Below are 13187 nucleotides of genomic sequence, written 5' to 3' on the forward strand. Positions count from 1 at the left end.
GCCAACTGTAGTGGTCAGCCCTGTAGTCGCACTTTAAAAAAGCTTGAGCGGCTCTTCATCCAGGGCTGCCATTTGCTCGCGCAGGATCAGAATCTGATCGCCCCAGTAACGCTCGCTGCCGAACCAGGGGAAGCTCATGGGGAAAGCCGGGTCATCCCAGCGGCGCGCCAGCCAGGCGCTGTAATGCATCAGACGCAGGGCGCGCAGGCCTTCGATCAGCGGCAGTTCGCGCGGGTTGAAGTCGTGAAACTCCTGATAGCCGTCCATCAGCTCTGACAGCTGGCCAAGGCGCTCATGGCGTTCGCCAGCCAGCATCATCCACAGGTCCTGCACGGCCGGGCCCATGCGGCAGTCGTCGAGGTCGACCATATGGAAGGTCTCGTCGCGGCACAGCAGATTGCCCGGGTGGCAGTCGCCATGCAGACGGATCGCCTGTACCGGGTTGGCGGTAAACAGCACGTCCAGACGCTTGAGCAGGTCGCGCGCTACCGACTCGTAGGCCGGCAGCAGGCTGCGCGGAATAAAGTTGCCATCGAGCAGGGTGGCCAGCGAGGCATGACCGAAGTTGCTCACCTGCAAGGCTTCACGGTGGGCAAACGGCTTGAGTGAGCCGACCGCGTGCAGGCGGCCTAGCAGTTGGCCGAGGCGATACAGTTGGTCGAGGTTGCCAGGCTCCGGCGCGCGGCCGCCGCGGCGTGGAAATAGCGCAAAGCGAAAGCCGGAGTATTCGAATAGGGTTTCGCCATCGCGTGCCAATGGCGCGACCACTGGCACATCGCACTCGGCCAGCTCGAAGGTGAAACTGTGCTCTTCACGAATCGCTTCATCGGTCCAGCGATCCGGGCGATAGAACTTGGCAATCAGCGGCGTCTCGTCCTCGATGCCCACCTGGTAGACGCGGTTTTCGTAGCTATTGAGCGCCAGTACGCGGGCGTCGCTGAGGTAGCCGATGCTCTCCACGGCATCCAGCACCAGGTCGGGTGTGAGTGCGGCAAATGGATGGGACATGGGCAACTCCGGGATATTTGGCCGCAGAGTGTACCGCTTAGAGCCTATTCAAAGCCTGCTGCGCGTCGGCCCTGCTGCGTTAAAAGCAGGCTCGGATGCTCATTTACAGCAGTAAACTCCGCGTCCTCGCCTGCTTTTGCCATGCATGGCTCTAGCTCGCGAGCCTTTGAACAGGCTCTTTCTCACATCTATCTGCTCAGTCACCCGGCTTTGGCGTGCGCGCCAGGCAATACACATCAACCCGCGCTGCACCGGCTTTCTTTAATAGCCGCGCCAGGCTTTCGGCGGTGGCGCCAGTGGTCAGCACATCATCGACCAGCGCCAGATGCAGGCCGCTGACTGCGCTGCCCGGCGCCAGGGCAAAGGCTTTGCGCAGGTTGCGTTTGCGCGTGGCGGCGTCCAGCTGCTGTTGCGCCGGGGTGTCGATAACCCGCTTCAGCCAATGTGCCTGCAGTGGCAGCTGTAGGCTGGCGCTCAGCCATTGCGCAAGCAGGCCGGCCTGGTTAAAACCGCGCTGGCGCTGGCGTTTGTCGGCCAGGGGCACGGGTAGCAGCAAATCTGGACGCGGCAGCCCTTCATCAAAGGCATGTTGCAGATGGTGTGACAAAAGCTCACCGAGCAGACGTCCCAATGGCCACTTGGCCTGATGCTTGAACCGGGTAATCAGGCTGTCGATAGGGAAGGCGTAACGCCAGGGAATTTCGACCTTGGTAAAACTGGGTGGTTTTTTCAGGCAGGCCCCGCACACCAGTCCGTGGCTGGGCAGTGGCAGGGCGCACACCTGGCAATGCCCGCCGAGCCAGGGCAGCTCTGCTTCGCAATTGGTGCAGATGGCTAGCGTGCCATCTGCACTCTCATCACAGAGCAAGCAGGTTTGTTTGTTTTTTAACCAGTTGTAAACCATGCGTGGCGAGTTGGGTTGACAGCGCATAAGCCTTCCATAACTATGCCGAACATCCGTGTCGTGCTTGCTCAGCGTAGCAAGCCACTGTCAATAACAAGGAATAACCGATGAGCGCCACCACCGCCGCCAACCTGCGTCACGACTGGATCCTCGCTGAGGTCAAGGCGCTCTTCGAGCAACCGTTCAACGACCTGCTGTTCGCCGCGCAAACCGTGCACCGCGCGCACTTCGATGCGAACCGCGTGCAGGTCTCGACGTTGCTGTCGATCAAAACTGGCGCTTGCCCGGAAGACTGCAAGTACTGTCCGCAGTCCGGCCACTACAACACCGGTCTGGAAAAAGAAAAGTTGTTGGAAGTGCAGAAGGTTCTGGAGGCCGCCGCCGAGGCCAAAGCCATCGGTTCCACCCGTTTCTGCATGGGCGCGGCGTGGAAGCACCCGTCGGCCAAGGACATGCCTTACGTGCTGCAGATGGTCGAGGGCGTGAAGAAGCTCGGCCTGGAAACCTGCATGACCCTGGGCAAGCTGGATAAAGAACAGACCCAGGCCCTGGCTGACGCGGGGCTCGATTACTACAACCACAACCTCGATACCTCGCCGGAGTTCTACGGCAATATCATCACCACCCGCACCTACGGCGAGCGTCTGGAGACCCTGGCCTATGTACGTGATTCGGGGATGAAGATTTGCTCCGGCGGCATCCTCGGCATGGGCGAGTCGCTGGACGACCGCGCCGGCCTGTTGATCCAGCTGGCCAACCTGCCAGAGCATCCAGAGTCGGTGCCGATCAATATGCTGGTAAAGGTCAAAGGCACACCGCTGGCCGATGAGCAGGACGTCGACCCGTTCGACTTTATCCGTATGCTCGCCGTGGCGCGGATCATGATGCCGCAGTCGCATGTGCGCCTGTCCGCGGGTCGCGAGGCAATGAACGAGCAGATGCAGGCCCTGGCGTTCTTTGCCGGTGCCAACTCGATTTTCTACGGCGAAAAACTCCTGACCACCGCCAACCCGCAGGCCAACAAAGATATGGAGTTATTCGCTCGCCTTGGCATCAAGCCGGAAGAGCGTGAAGAACACGCTGACGAAGTGCACCAAGCGGCCATCGAGCAGGCATTGGTCGAGCAGCGCGATTCCAAGCTGTTTTATAACGCCGCGGTCTAATCCCTTCGAACCGGTAGGAGCGGGCCATGCCCGCGAAGGCTGCGAGCATTCCGCGGGCATGGCCCGCTCCTACTTCCAAGCTCCTTGCCGAGGCTTGCATGCCCTTCGATCTGTCCGCTCGCCTAGCCGAGCGTCGCACCGCCAACCTCTACCGCCAGCGCCCTCTGCTGGAATCGCCGCAAGGGCCGTTGGTTACGGTTGATGGCCGGCAGTTGCTGGCCTTCTGTTCCAACGACTACCTCGGTTTGGCCAATCACCCGCAAGTAATCGAAGCCTGGCGCGCCGGGGCGGAAAAATGGGGGGTTGGCGGTGGCGCATCGCATTTGGTGATTGGCCATAGCACGCCGCACCATGAGCTAGAAGAAGCGCTCGCCGAGTTCACCGGTAGGCCCCGCGCACTGCTGTTTTCCACCGGTTATATGGCCAACCTCGGTGCGGTCGCTGCACTGGTCGGGCAGGGCGATAGCGTGTTGGAAGATCGCCTCAACCACGCTTCGCTGCTGGATGCCGGCCTGCTTTCCGGGGCGCGCTTTTCTCGTTATTTGCACAACGACGCGGCCAGCCTGGCCAGCCGTCTGGGTAAGGCCAGCGGCAATACCCTAGTGGTGACTGACGGCGTGTTCAGCATGGACGGCGACCTGGCCGACTTGCCGGCGCTGTGCGCCGAGGCGCGCAGAGCCGGCGCCTGGGTAATGGTCGACGATGCCCATGGTTTCGGCCCATTGGGCGCCACTGGCGGCGGCATAGTCGAGCATTTCGGCCTGGGCGCGGATGACGTGCAGGTGTTGGTCGGCACCCTCGGCAAGGCCTTCGGCACCGCCGGTGCCTTTGTCGCCGGCAGCGAGGAGTTGATCGAAACCCTGGTGCAATTCGCCCGCCCTTATATCTACACCACCAGTCAGCCGCCGGCCCTGGCCTGTGCCACCCTGAAAAGCCTGGAGTTGCTGCGCAGCGAGCACTGGCGTCGCGAGCATTTGAATGCCTTGATCAAACGCTTCCGCGAAGGTGCTCAGGCGATTGGCCTGGAGCTGATGGACAGCGCCACGCCGATTCAGCCGATCCTGGTCGGCGACAGCGGCCGCGCCCTGCAGCTGTCGCAGTTGCTGCGCGAGCGCGGTCTGCTGGTCACCGCGATTCGTCCACCCACCGTGCCGGCTGGCAGTGCCCGCTTGCGCGTAACCCTGTCTGCTGCTCATAGCTTGGCGCAGCTGGAGCTGCTGCTCGAAGCCCTGGCCGAATGCTGGCCGCTGTTGGCAGGCGAGGCCGCCGCGCATGCGTGATCGGCTGATTCTATTGTCCGGCTGGGGCCTCGGCACTGCGCCGTTGCAGCCATTGGCCGATGCCTTGCGTGGCCTCGACCCGCGTCTGCATGTCGAGGTCGAACCGCTGCCTCCATTGGATTCCAGCGACCCGGCCGACTGGTTGGATGAACTTGACGCCAACCTGGCGCAGGATGCCTGGCTCGGCGGCTGGTCCCTTGGCGGCATGCTTGCCGCAGAATTGGCGGCGCGCCGTGGCGAACGTTGCAGCGGCCTGCTGTGCCTGGCCAGCAATCTGCGTTTTGTTGCCGAGCCAAGCTGGCCTACGGCTATGCCGGCCAAGACGTTCAATGCTTTCCGTCAGGGCTGCGCTGTCGATACGTCCGCTACGCTGAAGCGTTTTGCCCTGCTTTGCGCCCAAGGTGCTGCGGATGCCCGTGGCCTGTCGCGGCAGTTGCTCGGTGCGGCTCCGCAACCGCAGTCCGCCACTCTGTTGGCCGGGCTGGATCTGCTCGCCAACCTGGATACGCGGGCGGCGCTGCAAGCCTTTGTCGGCCCGCAGCTGCACCTGTTCGCCGGCCAGGATGCCCTGGTTCCGGCAAGTGCGGCGCAGGCCTTGCTGGCGCTGTTGCCAGATGTCGAGATCGGCCTGATTGATAACGCCAGCCACGCCTTTGCCCTGGAGCGTCCGCATGAAATTGCCGCGGCTATTCAGGCGTTCCTGCATGAGGCCGGTGATGACTGATCTGGCCCATGACCCGCTCGGCGGCCTGCCGGATAAGCGTCAGGTTGCGGCCTCGTTCTCCCGCGCGGCGGAAAGCTACGACAGCGTCGCTGCCTTGCAGCGCAATGTTGGCCAGCAGTTGCTGGCGCACTTGCCGACTGCCATCGGCCCGGCTCGCTGGCTTGATCTGGGCTGCGGCACCGGCTATTTCAGTCGCGCTCTGGCTGAGCGTTTTCCTGCTAGTGAGGGCGCGGCCCTGGATATCGCCGAAGGTATGCTGCAACACGCCCGGCGGCTGGGCGGCGCGCAGCAGTTTATTGCCGGCGATGCCGAGCGTTTGCCGTTGCGTGATGCCTCTTGCGATCTGCTGTTCTCCAGCCTGGCGCTGCAGTGGTGCGCGGACTTTGCCGCCGTGCTGAGCGAAGCCTCGCGCGTGTTGCGCCCTGGCGGCGTGCTGGCGTTTAGCAGCCTGTGCGTCGGCACCCTGCAGGAGCTGCGTGACAGCTGGCAGACGGTGGATGGCTTTGTTCACGTCAATCGCTTTCGCCGTTTTGAGGATTATCAGCGCCTGTGTGACGCCTGCGGGCTGGCGTTGCTCAGCCTGAAAACCGCTCCTGAGACGCTTTATTACCCGGATGTGCGCAGCCTCACCCATGAGCTGAAAGCCCTCGGCGCGCATAACCTCAACCCCGGACGGCCAGGCGGTTTGACCGGGCGCGCGCGCATGTTGGCGCTGCTCAATGCCTATGAACGGTTCCGCCAGCCGCAAGGCCTGCCGGCGACCTATCAGGTGGTATATGGCGTATTGCGTAAGGACATTTCCTAGATGAGCGCGGCTTTCTTCGTTACCGGCACCGATACCGAAATCGGTAAAACCACTATCGCCGCCGGCTTGCTGCATGCGGCGCGGCTGGCTGGGCTGTCCACGGCTGCAGCCAAACCGGTAGCTTCCGGTTGTATACGCACGGCGGAAGGCCTGCGCAACGACGACGCTCTCGCGCTGCTTGGCGAATGCACCTTGGCGCTGCGTTACGACGAGGTCAATCCGTTGGCATTCGAGCCGGCAATTGCCCCGCATCTGGCAGCGCGCGAAGCGGGTGTGTTGCTGGATGTTGCCGCGTTGCAGGGGCCGGTGCAGGCGGTTCTGGATAAACGTGCGGACTTTACCCTGGTCGAAGGCGCAGGTGGTTGGCGGGTGCCACTGGCTGGGCATGCGGCGCTGTCGGATCTGGCGATTGCCCTGCAGTTGCCGGTGATTCTGGTGGTTGGCGTGCGTCTGGGCTGCATCAACCAGGCGCTGCTTACCGCTGAGGCAATCCTGCGCGACGGCCTGCCGCTGGCCGGCTGGGTAGCCAATCTGGTAGATCCAAACATCTCGCGTCTGCACGATAACCTGGCGGCCCTGGCCGAGCGCCTGCCTGCGCCTTGCTTGGGCTATGTGCCGCGCCTGGCCGAAGCCACGCCGGTTGCGGTTTCTGCCTATCTTGATTTGGAATTATTGCGCCGCGCGCTATAAGCAGGCCAAGTCCCATAGCCTTTTGCTTGTACGTTTTTCGAGCAATTTCTGCTTCAATTGAAACGTTAGTGGTTTGCCATAGCGGGAGCTTGGGCATGGAAATTTCTGGAAGCGCCTTCAACTCGGGTATCAGCACCATTCAATCGGGCCAGCGCCGGATTGATCAGGCTGCGGCGGATATCGCCAGCAACGCGGTTACCCAGCAACAACAGTCGACCTCCACACCGCCGGCTAATCAGGTCAATCCTGCACCGAGCTCGGCTGAGCAGACTCGTCCCGATCTGGCGGAGAGCCTGGTCGCCTTGCGCCAAGGCCAGAATGAAGCTGAGGCCGGCGCCAAGCTGGTGAAAACCGCCGATGAAGTCCTTGGCACCCTGATCGACACTACGGCCTGAGTCGCCCGCCTCAGATGTAGTCCGGCTCTGTTATGGAGTGTTAGCAGTCAGGGGCGAGGAGTTATCGCATGCAGATTGGCGGCGCAACGTCTTATCCTGCGCCTGCAGCAACGCTACTGCCGGCTCGGCCTCTTGCGTCCAATATTTCCCCTGATGTATCTCCCGATATCACCCGCGCCGCTCAGGCGCCGATAACCGCTGCCCAGCCGCTGGCCGATGAGCAATCGGCTTCGGCTCGTGAAGAAGCTGATAAATCTACCGACACCTCGGCCAGTCCCAATAAAGCCAAAAGCCGCGAAGGCGAGCCCAGCCCGCAGCAACAACGTCTTGAGCAACTGGAAATCACCAAGCTGGTCAGCCGTGACCAGGAGGTGCGCACCCACGAGCAGGCGCACGCTGCTGTAGGTGGGCGCTATGCCGGCGCGCCGAGTTACACCTACGAGCGCGGCCCGGATGGCAAGCGCTATGCGGTGGGCGGTGAGGTGGGTATCGACACCAGCCCGATCCCCAACGACCCAGAAGCCACCCTGCGCAAGATGGAAGTGGTGATTCGCGCGGCCCTGGCGCCCGCCGAGCCGTCGGCGCAGGACCGTCAGGTAGCCGCACAAGCCCAGGCGCAAATGGCCGAAGCACGCGCCCAGTTAGCGCAACAGCAACGCAGTGAGGCAAGCGCCGCCAGTGAGGCGCGTGCTGAGCGGCGGGAAAAAGCGGACGAAGAGCCGCAGGCTGAGGAAAAAGAGTCCGCCGCCCCTGCCCAGCAGGATCTGCCGCCACCACCTAGTCTTGATCTGTATCGACAACTCAGCGGTTTGCAGACGCCAACACCGGTTGTCGATCTGGTGGCCTGAGTGCTGCTTCGGGTGCTTGACATTAAATAGGCATAAACGTATGTTTCAAACGCTTGTTTGATTAGCCCGATTGCCAAGGGGCAGTCGAGCGTCGGGATTGCTCCCGAAAACGACCGAATATCCGGTCACCTACACACCTAAGAATCCACCGCAGAGGTTAACCGCTATGCCTGATTACAAGGCCCCCTTGCGTGATATCCGTTTCGTACGCGACGAACTGCTCGGCTACGAAGCGCATTATCAGAGCCTGCCTGGCTGCCAGGACGCTACTCCGGACATGGTCGACGCCATCCTTGAAGAAGGCGCTAAGTTCTGTGAGCAAGTGCTGTCGCCGCTGAATCGTGTAGGTGACACCGAAGGTTGCACCTGGTCCGCTGAAGGCGTGAAAACCCCTACCGGCTTCAAAGCTGCCTACAAGCAGTACGTAGAAGGCGGCTGGCCGAGCCTCGCTCACGACGTTGACCATGGCGGCCAAGGCCTGCCGGAATCCCTGGGTCTGGTTGTTAGCGAAATGGTTGGCACCTCGAACTGGTCGTGGGGTATGTACCCAGGCCTGTCGCACGGCGCGATGAACACCATCTCCGAGCACGGTACCGACGAGCAGAAGCACACCTACCTGACCAAGCTGGTATCCGGCGAGTGGACCGGCACCATGTGCCTGACCGAGCCGCATTGCGGCACCGACCTGGGCATGCTGCGCACCAAGGCCGAGCCTCAGGCTGACGGTTCGTACAAGGTTTCCGGTACCAAGATCTTCATCTCCGCTGGCGAACACGACATGGCCGATAACATCGTCCACATCGTGCTGGCCCGCCTGCCCGACGCGCCGCAAGGCACCAAAGGCATCTCGCTGTTTATCGTGCCGAAGTTCTCGGTTAACGCTGATGGCACTGTTGGCGCACGTAACGCCGTTTCCTGTGGCTCGCTCGAGCACAAGATGGGCATCCACGGTAACGCCACCTGCGTAATGAACTTCGACGGCGCTACCGGCTACCTGATCGGCCCAGCCAACAAAGGCCTGAACTGCATGTTCACCTTTATGAACACGGCTCGCCTGGGTACTGCTCTGCAAGGTCTGGCTCACGCTGAGATCGGTTTCCAGGGTGGCCTGAAGTACGCTCGTGAGCGTCTGCAGATGCGTTCCCTGACTGGCCCGAAAGCGCCGGAAAAAGCCGCTGACCCGATCATCGTCCACCCGGACGTGCGTCGCATGCTGCTGACCATGAAAGCCTTCGCCGAAGGCAACCGCGCGATGGTGTACTTCACCGCCAAGCAGGTTGATATCGTCAAGTACAGCAAAGACGAAGCCGAGAAGAAGCAAGCCGACGCACTGCTGGCTTTCCTCACTCCAATCGCCAAAGCATTCATGACCGAAGTCGGCTTCGAAGCAGCCAACCACGGCGTACAGATCTATGGTGGCCACGGCTTTATCGCCGAGTGGGGCATGGAGCAGAACGTTCGCGACAGCCGTATCTCCATGCTGTACGAAGGCACCACCGGTATCCAGGCGCTCGACCTGCTGGGCCGTAAAGTGCTGCAGACTCAAGGTGAAGCGCTGAAAGGCTTCACCAAGATCGTGCACAAGTTCTGCCAGGCTAACGAAGCCAACGACGCCGTTAAAGCGTTCGTCGAGCCTCTGGCCAAGCTGAACAAGGAGTGGGGCGACCTGACCATGAAAGTGGGCATGGCCGCGATGAAAGACCGCGAAGAAGTCGGTGCCGCTTCGGTGGACTACCTGATGTACTCCGGCTACGTCTGCCTGGCCTACTTCTGGGCTGATATGGCGCGCCTGGCTGCCGAGAAGATCGCTGCCGGCACTGAAGACGAAGCCTTCTACAAGGCCAAGCTGCAGACCGCTCGTTTCTACTTCGCGCGCATCCTGCCGCGTACCCGTAGCCACGTAGAGGCCATGCTGTCCGGCGCCAACAACCTGATGGACATGGACGAAGAGCACTTCGCTCTGGGCTACTAAGCCTCAACGCTCCACCGCAGGTCGAAAACCGCTGCCCCTTGGGGTGGCGGTTTTTTTATTTGGGGCGGATAAAAGTCCGAGGCAGCTTGTCGATTTGCCTGTCAGGTTCCGTGCGAAACACTCTCGTTACAGGCAAACTGCGCGGCGTTATCCACTTTTTATTGTTGTGTGGAGCCGATCTTGTCGCGTCTTGCAGCTGTGCGCTTCAGCCATTTTCTGCCTTCACTGCTGCTTCTGCTCGGCGGCTTGCTATTGGCGCGGCTGGCGGTGCTGAGCGAGTTTTTCACCTCGCTGTTCAATGTGCTGCCAACCCTGCTGCTGCTGCTCGGTGGCGCGTTCTGTCTGGTGTATGGCCGTCAGCGCGAGGTGTTTCTGCTGCTGACGCTGTACCTCGGCTACTTCCTGCTCGATAGTCAGGTCGATCATTTTCGCGCTACGGGGCAGGTGCGCAGCGATGCGGCGCTGATCTTTCATCTGTGCAGCCTGTTGTTGCTGCTGCTCTACAGCCTGTATGCCGCCTGGCAGGAACGTACTCATCTGCTGCAAGACCTGATCGCTCGGGCTGCAGTTTTGCTTGCAGTCAGTGCGGTAGCGGTGGGCCTGGCGCAGCGCTTTCCCGAGGCGTTGCTGCACTGGCTATCGCTGGTCCGCTGGCCGGCGCTACAGGTCGAGTGGCTGGCGCTGGTGCAGCTGGCTTATCCGGTATTTTTCCTCGGTCTGATTCTGCTGGTGGTGCAGTACTTGCGTGCGCCACGGCCGCTGCATGCAGCCCAGCTGCTGGGGTTGTGCGGCCTGCTGTGGATGCTGCCGAATACTTTTATCCTGCCCAATGCGCTGAATGTGATGAGCAGCCAGATCATGCTGATTCTGGTCGCCGCAGTGGCGCATGAGGCCTATCAGATGGCCTTCCGTGACGAACTCACCGGCCTGCCGGGGCGACGCGCCTTGAATGAACGCCTGCAGCGCCTGGGCCGCAGCTATGTGATCGCCATGGCCGACGTCGACCACTTCAAGAAATTCAACGACAGCCACGGCCACGACGTTGGCGATCAGGTGCTGCGTCTGGTCGCGGCCCAGCTGCGCAAGATCGGCGGCGGTGGCAAGGCCTACCGCTATGGCGGCGAGGAATTCACCCTGGTGTTTCCTTGCAAGACGCTGGAGGAATGCCTGCCGCACCTTGAAGTGGTGCGTCAGGCCATCGAGACCTACCGCATTCAGCTGCGCGACAAACAACAGCGACCGCAGGACGACAAACAGGGCCGTGCGCGACGAGCCGGCAGCGCGGCCAATCAGGTGTCGGTGACCGTCAGCATGGGCGTGGCCGAACGCGGGCTGGAGCAGCGCAGCCCGGAAGAGGTACTCAAGGCCGCCGATCAGGCGCTGTATAACGCCAAGGGTGCCGGGCGTAACTGTGTGCGCAGTTATGGTCAGCGGCGCGGGGCGGTCAGGCTGGACGCACGCGCCTCTAAGGCTGCCGGCTAATGGCGGTGTATTCAGCATCCGCACTGTGATTGTTGCGGCGCATTATGGGCCGTAGCGTAGAGCACTAATCCACGCTCTAGCTGACGGAGAAGCCAGCATGCCCGAGTACAAAGCCCCGCTGCGCGATATGCACTTTCTGATCGACGAGGTCTTCGACTTTCATGCCGACTACGCCGCGATGGGTGCCAGCGACGCCACCCCGGATATGGTCAGCGCGATCCTTGCCGAGGGCGCGAAGTTCTGCGAGCAGGTGCTGGCCCCGCTGAATCGCTCTGGCGATGAAGAGGAATGCCAGATCAACGACGGTGTGGTGACCACGCCCAAGGGCTTCAAGGAAGCCTTTGCCCAGTACGTTGAGGGCGGCTGGAATGGCCTGGCGGCTGACCCGGCCTACGGCGGTCAGGGCCTGCCGCATTCCCTCGGTTTGCTGATCGGCGAAATGGTTGGCGCCAGCAACACCTCCTGGGGCATGTACCCCGGCCTGACCCACGGCGCGATGTCGGCGATCCACGCCCACGGCACCGAAGCGCAGAAGCAGACCTACCTGAGCAAACTCACCGAAGGCAGCTGGACCGGCACCATGTGCCTGACCGAAGCCCACTGCGGCACCGACCTGGGCCTGATCAAGACCCGCGCCGTGCCCCAGGCTGACGGCAGCTATGCAGTTAGTGGCAGCAAGATCTTTATCTCCGCCGGCGAGCACGATATGAGCGAGAACATCGTGCACCTGGTGCTGGCCAAGCTGCCCGACGCGCCGGCTGGCACCAAGGGTATCTCGCTGTTTATCGTGCCCAAGTTCCTGCCCAACGCTGAAGGTCAGGCAGGCGAGCGCAATGGCGTCAGCTGCGGCTCGATCGAACACAAGATGGGCATCAAGGCTTCGGCCACCTGCGTGATCAACTTCGACAGCGCCACCGGCTACCTGATCGGCGAAGCCAACAAGGGCCTCAACTGCATGTTCACCATGATGAACCATGCACGCCTGGGCACCGGCATGCAGGGTTTGTGTCTGGGTGAAACCAGTTTCCAGGGTGCGATCAAGTACGCCACTGAGCGCCTGCAGATGCGCGCGCTGACCGGGCCGAAAGCCCCGGATAAAGCCGCCGATCCGATCATCGTGCACCCTGATGTGCGGCGCATGTTGTTGACCATGAAGGCGTTCAACGAAGGCAACCGCGCGCTGGCCTACTTCACCGCGCAGCTGATCGATCAGGCGCATCGCGGCAACAGCGCCGAGCAGCGTGAAGAGGCGGAGAACCTGTTGGCCTTCCTCACGCCGATCTGCAAAGCCTTTATGACCGAGACCGGCCTGGAGGTGACCAACCACGGCATGCAGGTATTCGGCGGTCATGGCTTTATCCGCGAATGGGGCATGGAGCAGCTGGTCCGCGATTGCCGCATCGCGCCTATCTATGAAGGCACCAACGGTATCCAGGCCCTCGACCTGCTCGGGCGCAAGGTGCTCGGCAGCCAGGGCAAGCTGCTGCGCGGCTTTACCAAGATCGTCCACAAGTTCTGCGAAGCCCAGGCCGAGCATCCGCAGCTCAAGGGCTATGTCGCCCAGCTGGCGACGCTCAACCAGCAGTGGGGCACGCTGACCCAGAAGATCGGCATGGCGGCGATAAAGAACCCGGACGAAGTCGGCGCCGCCTCGGTGGATTATCTGATGTACTCCGGCTACATCACCCTGGCTTACTTCTGGCTACGCATGGCGCTGGTGGCTCAGGAAAAACTAACGGCGGGCGAGGGCGAGGCTGCGTTCTACCAGGCCAAGCTGGCGACCTGCGAGTTCTACTTCAAACGCCTGTTGCCGCGTACCGCTACCCACCTGGCCGGTGCCGAGGCGGGCAGCGAGTGCCTGATGCGTTTGCCGGCGGAACACTTCGCTCTCTGACAGGCGGTTGTAATCCACGCAA

12 protein-coding genes are annotated in these 13187 nt (G+C 61.9%); 10 read left to right on the forward strand and 2 right to left on the reverse strand.

Annotation, left to right across the window (positions count from 1 at the left end):
• Nucleotides 1-33 precede the first annotated feature (33 nt).
• Nucleotides 34-1008, reverse strand: a complete 975-nt coding sequence (locus AACY25_RS14875) for a serine/threonine protein kinase (protein WP_339525554.1) — start codon at nt 1006-1008, stop codon at nt 34-36.
• Nucleotides 1009-1204: 196 nt separating this feature from the next.
• The gene (locus tag AACY25_RS14880) at nt 1205-1912 is read right to left on the reverse strand and encodes a ComF family protein (RefSeq protein ID WP_339525711.1); all 708 of its coding nucleotides are present in this window, start codon (nt 1910-1912) and stop codon (nt 1205-1207) included.
• Nucleotides 1913-2019: 107 nt separating this feature from the next.
• On the opposite strand from AACY25_RS14880, the gene bioB reads away from it, so the two are divergent.
• The 10 genes from bioB to AACY25_RS14930 all read left to right on the forward strand — a co-directional run bounded on the left by bioB (nt 2020) and on the right by AACY25_RS14930 (nt 13165).
• Complete coding sequence (gene bioB / locus AACY25_RS14885) at nt 2020-3075, forward strand: biotin synthase BioB (RefSeq protein WP_339525556.1); 1056 nt, start codon at nt 2020-2022, stop codon at nt 3073-3075.
• A 98-nt stretch (nt 3076-3173) separates the two neighbouring features.
• Nucleotides 3174-4355 carry an 8-amino-7-oxononanoate synthase gene (gene bioF / locus AACY25_RS14890; RefSeq protein ID WP_339525558.1) on the forward strand — a complete coding sequence of 394 codons (1182 nt, stop codon included), beginning with the start codon at nt 3174-3176 and terminating at the stop codon, nt 4353-4355.
• Nucleotides 4348-5079 (forward strand): alpha/beta fold hydrolase, encoded by a 732-nt coding sequence (locus tag AACY25_RS14895; protein ID WP_339525560.1) that lies wholly within the window; start codon nt 4348-4350, stop codon nt 5077-5079. Before bioF ends, AACY25_RS14895 begins: the two co-directional genes overlap by 8 nt.
• Nucleotides 5072-5884 (forward strand): malonyl-ACP O-methyltransferase BioC, encoded by an 813-nt coding sequence (bioC, locus tag AACY25_RS14900; protein ID WP_339525562.1) that lies wholly within the window; start codon nt 5072-5074, stop codon nt 5882-5884. The genes AACY25_RS14895 and bioC overlap by 8 nt, the downstream gene beginning before the upstream one ends.
• Complete coding sequence (bioD, locus tag AACY25_RS14905; protein WP_339525564.1) at nt 5885-6574, forward strand: dethiobiotin synthase; 690 nt, start codon at nt 5885-5887, stop codon at nt 6572-6574.
• A 95-nt stretch (nt 6575-6669) separates the two neighbouring features.
• The gene (locus tag AACY25_RS14910) at nt 6670-6969 is read left to right on the forward strand and encodes a hypothetical protein (RefSeq protein WP_339525566.1); all 300 of its coding nucleotides are present in this window, start codon (nt 6670-6672) and stop codon (nt 6967-6969) included.
• 68 nt (nt 6970-7037) lie between these two features.
• Nucleotides 7038-7817 (forward strand): putative metalloprotease CJM1_0395 family protein, encoded by a 780-nt coding sequence (locus AACY25_RS14915; protein ID WP_339525568.1) that lies wholly within the window; start codon nt 7038-7040, stop codon nt 7815-7817.
• A gap of 166 nt (nt 7818-7983) precedes the next feature.
• On the forward strand, nt 7984-9789 hold the full coding sequence (locus tag AACY25_RS14920) for a phenylacyl-CoA dehydrogenase (protein WP_275962337.1): 1806 nt from the start codon (nt 7984-7986) through the stop codon (nt 9787-9789).
• Between the two features lie 180 nt (nt 9790-9969).
• A complete protein-coding gene (locus tag AACY25_RS14925; protein WP_339525571.1) occupies nt 9970-11271 on the forward strand; it encodes a GGDEF domain-containing protein in 1302 nt (433 codons plus the stop codon).
• A gap of 97 nt (nt 11272-11368) precedes the next feature.
• A complete protein-coding gene (locus AACY25_RS14930) occupies nt 11369-13165 on the forward strand; it encodes an acyl-CoA dehydrogenase C-terminal domain-containing protein (RefSeq protein ID WP_339525572.1) in 1797 nt (598 codons plus the stop codon).
• The last annotated feature ends 22 nt before the right edge of the window (nt 13166-13187 follow it).

The sequence above is a fragment of the Pseudomonas sp. EA_35y_Pfl2_R111 genome (assembly GCF_963970955.1).
Taxonomy (GTDB): domain Bacteria; phylum Pseudomonadota; class Gammaproteobacteria; order Pseudomonadales; family Pseudomonadaceae; genus Aquipseudomonas.

What these genes read in the sequence shown, in the direction of transcription:
- AACY25_RS14875 (WP_339525554.1), bottom strand. Translation starts at nt 1,008, where the DNA reads ATGTCCCATCCATTTGCCGCACTCACACCCGACCTGGTGCTGGATGCC.
- AACY25_RS14880 (WP_339525711.1), bottom strand. Translation starts at nt 1,912, where the DNA reads ATGGTTTACAACTGGTTAAAAAACAAACAAACCTGCTTGCTCTGTGAT.
- bioB (WP_339525556.1), top strand. Translation starts at nt 2,020, where the DNA reads ATGAGCGCCACCACCGCCGCCAACCTGCGTCACGACTGGATCCTCGCT.
- bioF (WP_339525558.1), top strand. Translation starts at nt 3,174, where the DNA reads ATGCCCTTCGATCTGTCCGCTCGCCTAGCCGAGCGTCGCACCGCCAAC.
- AACY25_RS14895 (WP_339525560.1), top strand. Translation starts at nt 4,348, where the DNA reads ATGCGTGATCGGCTGATTCTATTGTCCGGCTGGGGCCTCGGCACTGCG.
- bioC (WP_339525562.1), top strand. Translation starts at nt 5,072, where the DNA reads ATGACTGATCTGGCCCATGACCCGCTCGGCGGCCTGCCGGATAAGCGT.
- bioD (WP_339525564.1), top strand. Translation starts at nt 5,885, where the DNA reads ATGAGCGCGGCTTTCTTCGTTACCGGCACCGATACCGAAATCGGTAAA.
- AACY25_RS14910 (WP_339525566.1), top strand. Translation starts at nt 6,670, where the DNA reads ATGGAAATTTCTGGAAGCGCCTTCAACTCGGGTATCAGCACCATTCAA.
- AACY25_RS14915 (WP_339525568.1), top strand. Translation starts at nt 7,038, where the DNA reads ATGCAGATTGGCGGCGCAACGTCTTATCCTGCGCCTGCAGCAACGCTA.
- AACY25_RS14920 (WP_275962337.1), top strand. Translation starts at nt 7,984, where the DNA reads ATGCCTGATTACAAGGCCCCCTTGCGTGATATCCGTTTCGTACGCGAC.
- AACY25_RS14930 (WP_339525572.1), top strand. Translation starts at nt 11,369, where the DNA reads ATGCCCGAGTACAAAGCCCCGCTGCGCGATATGCACTTTCTGATCGAC.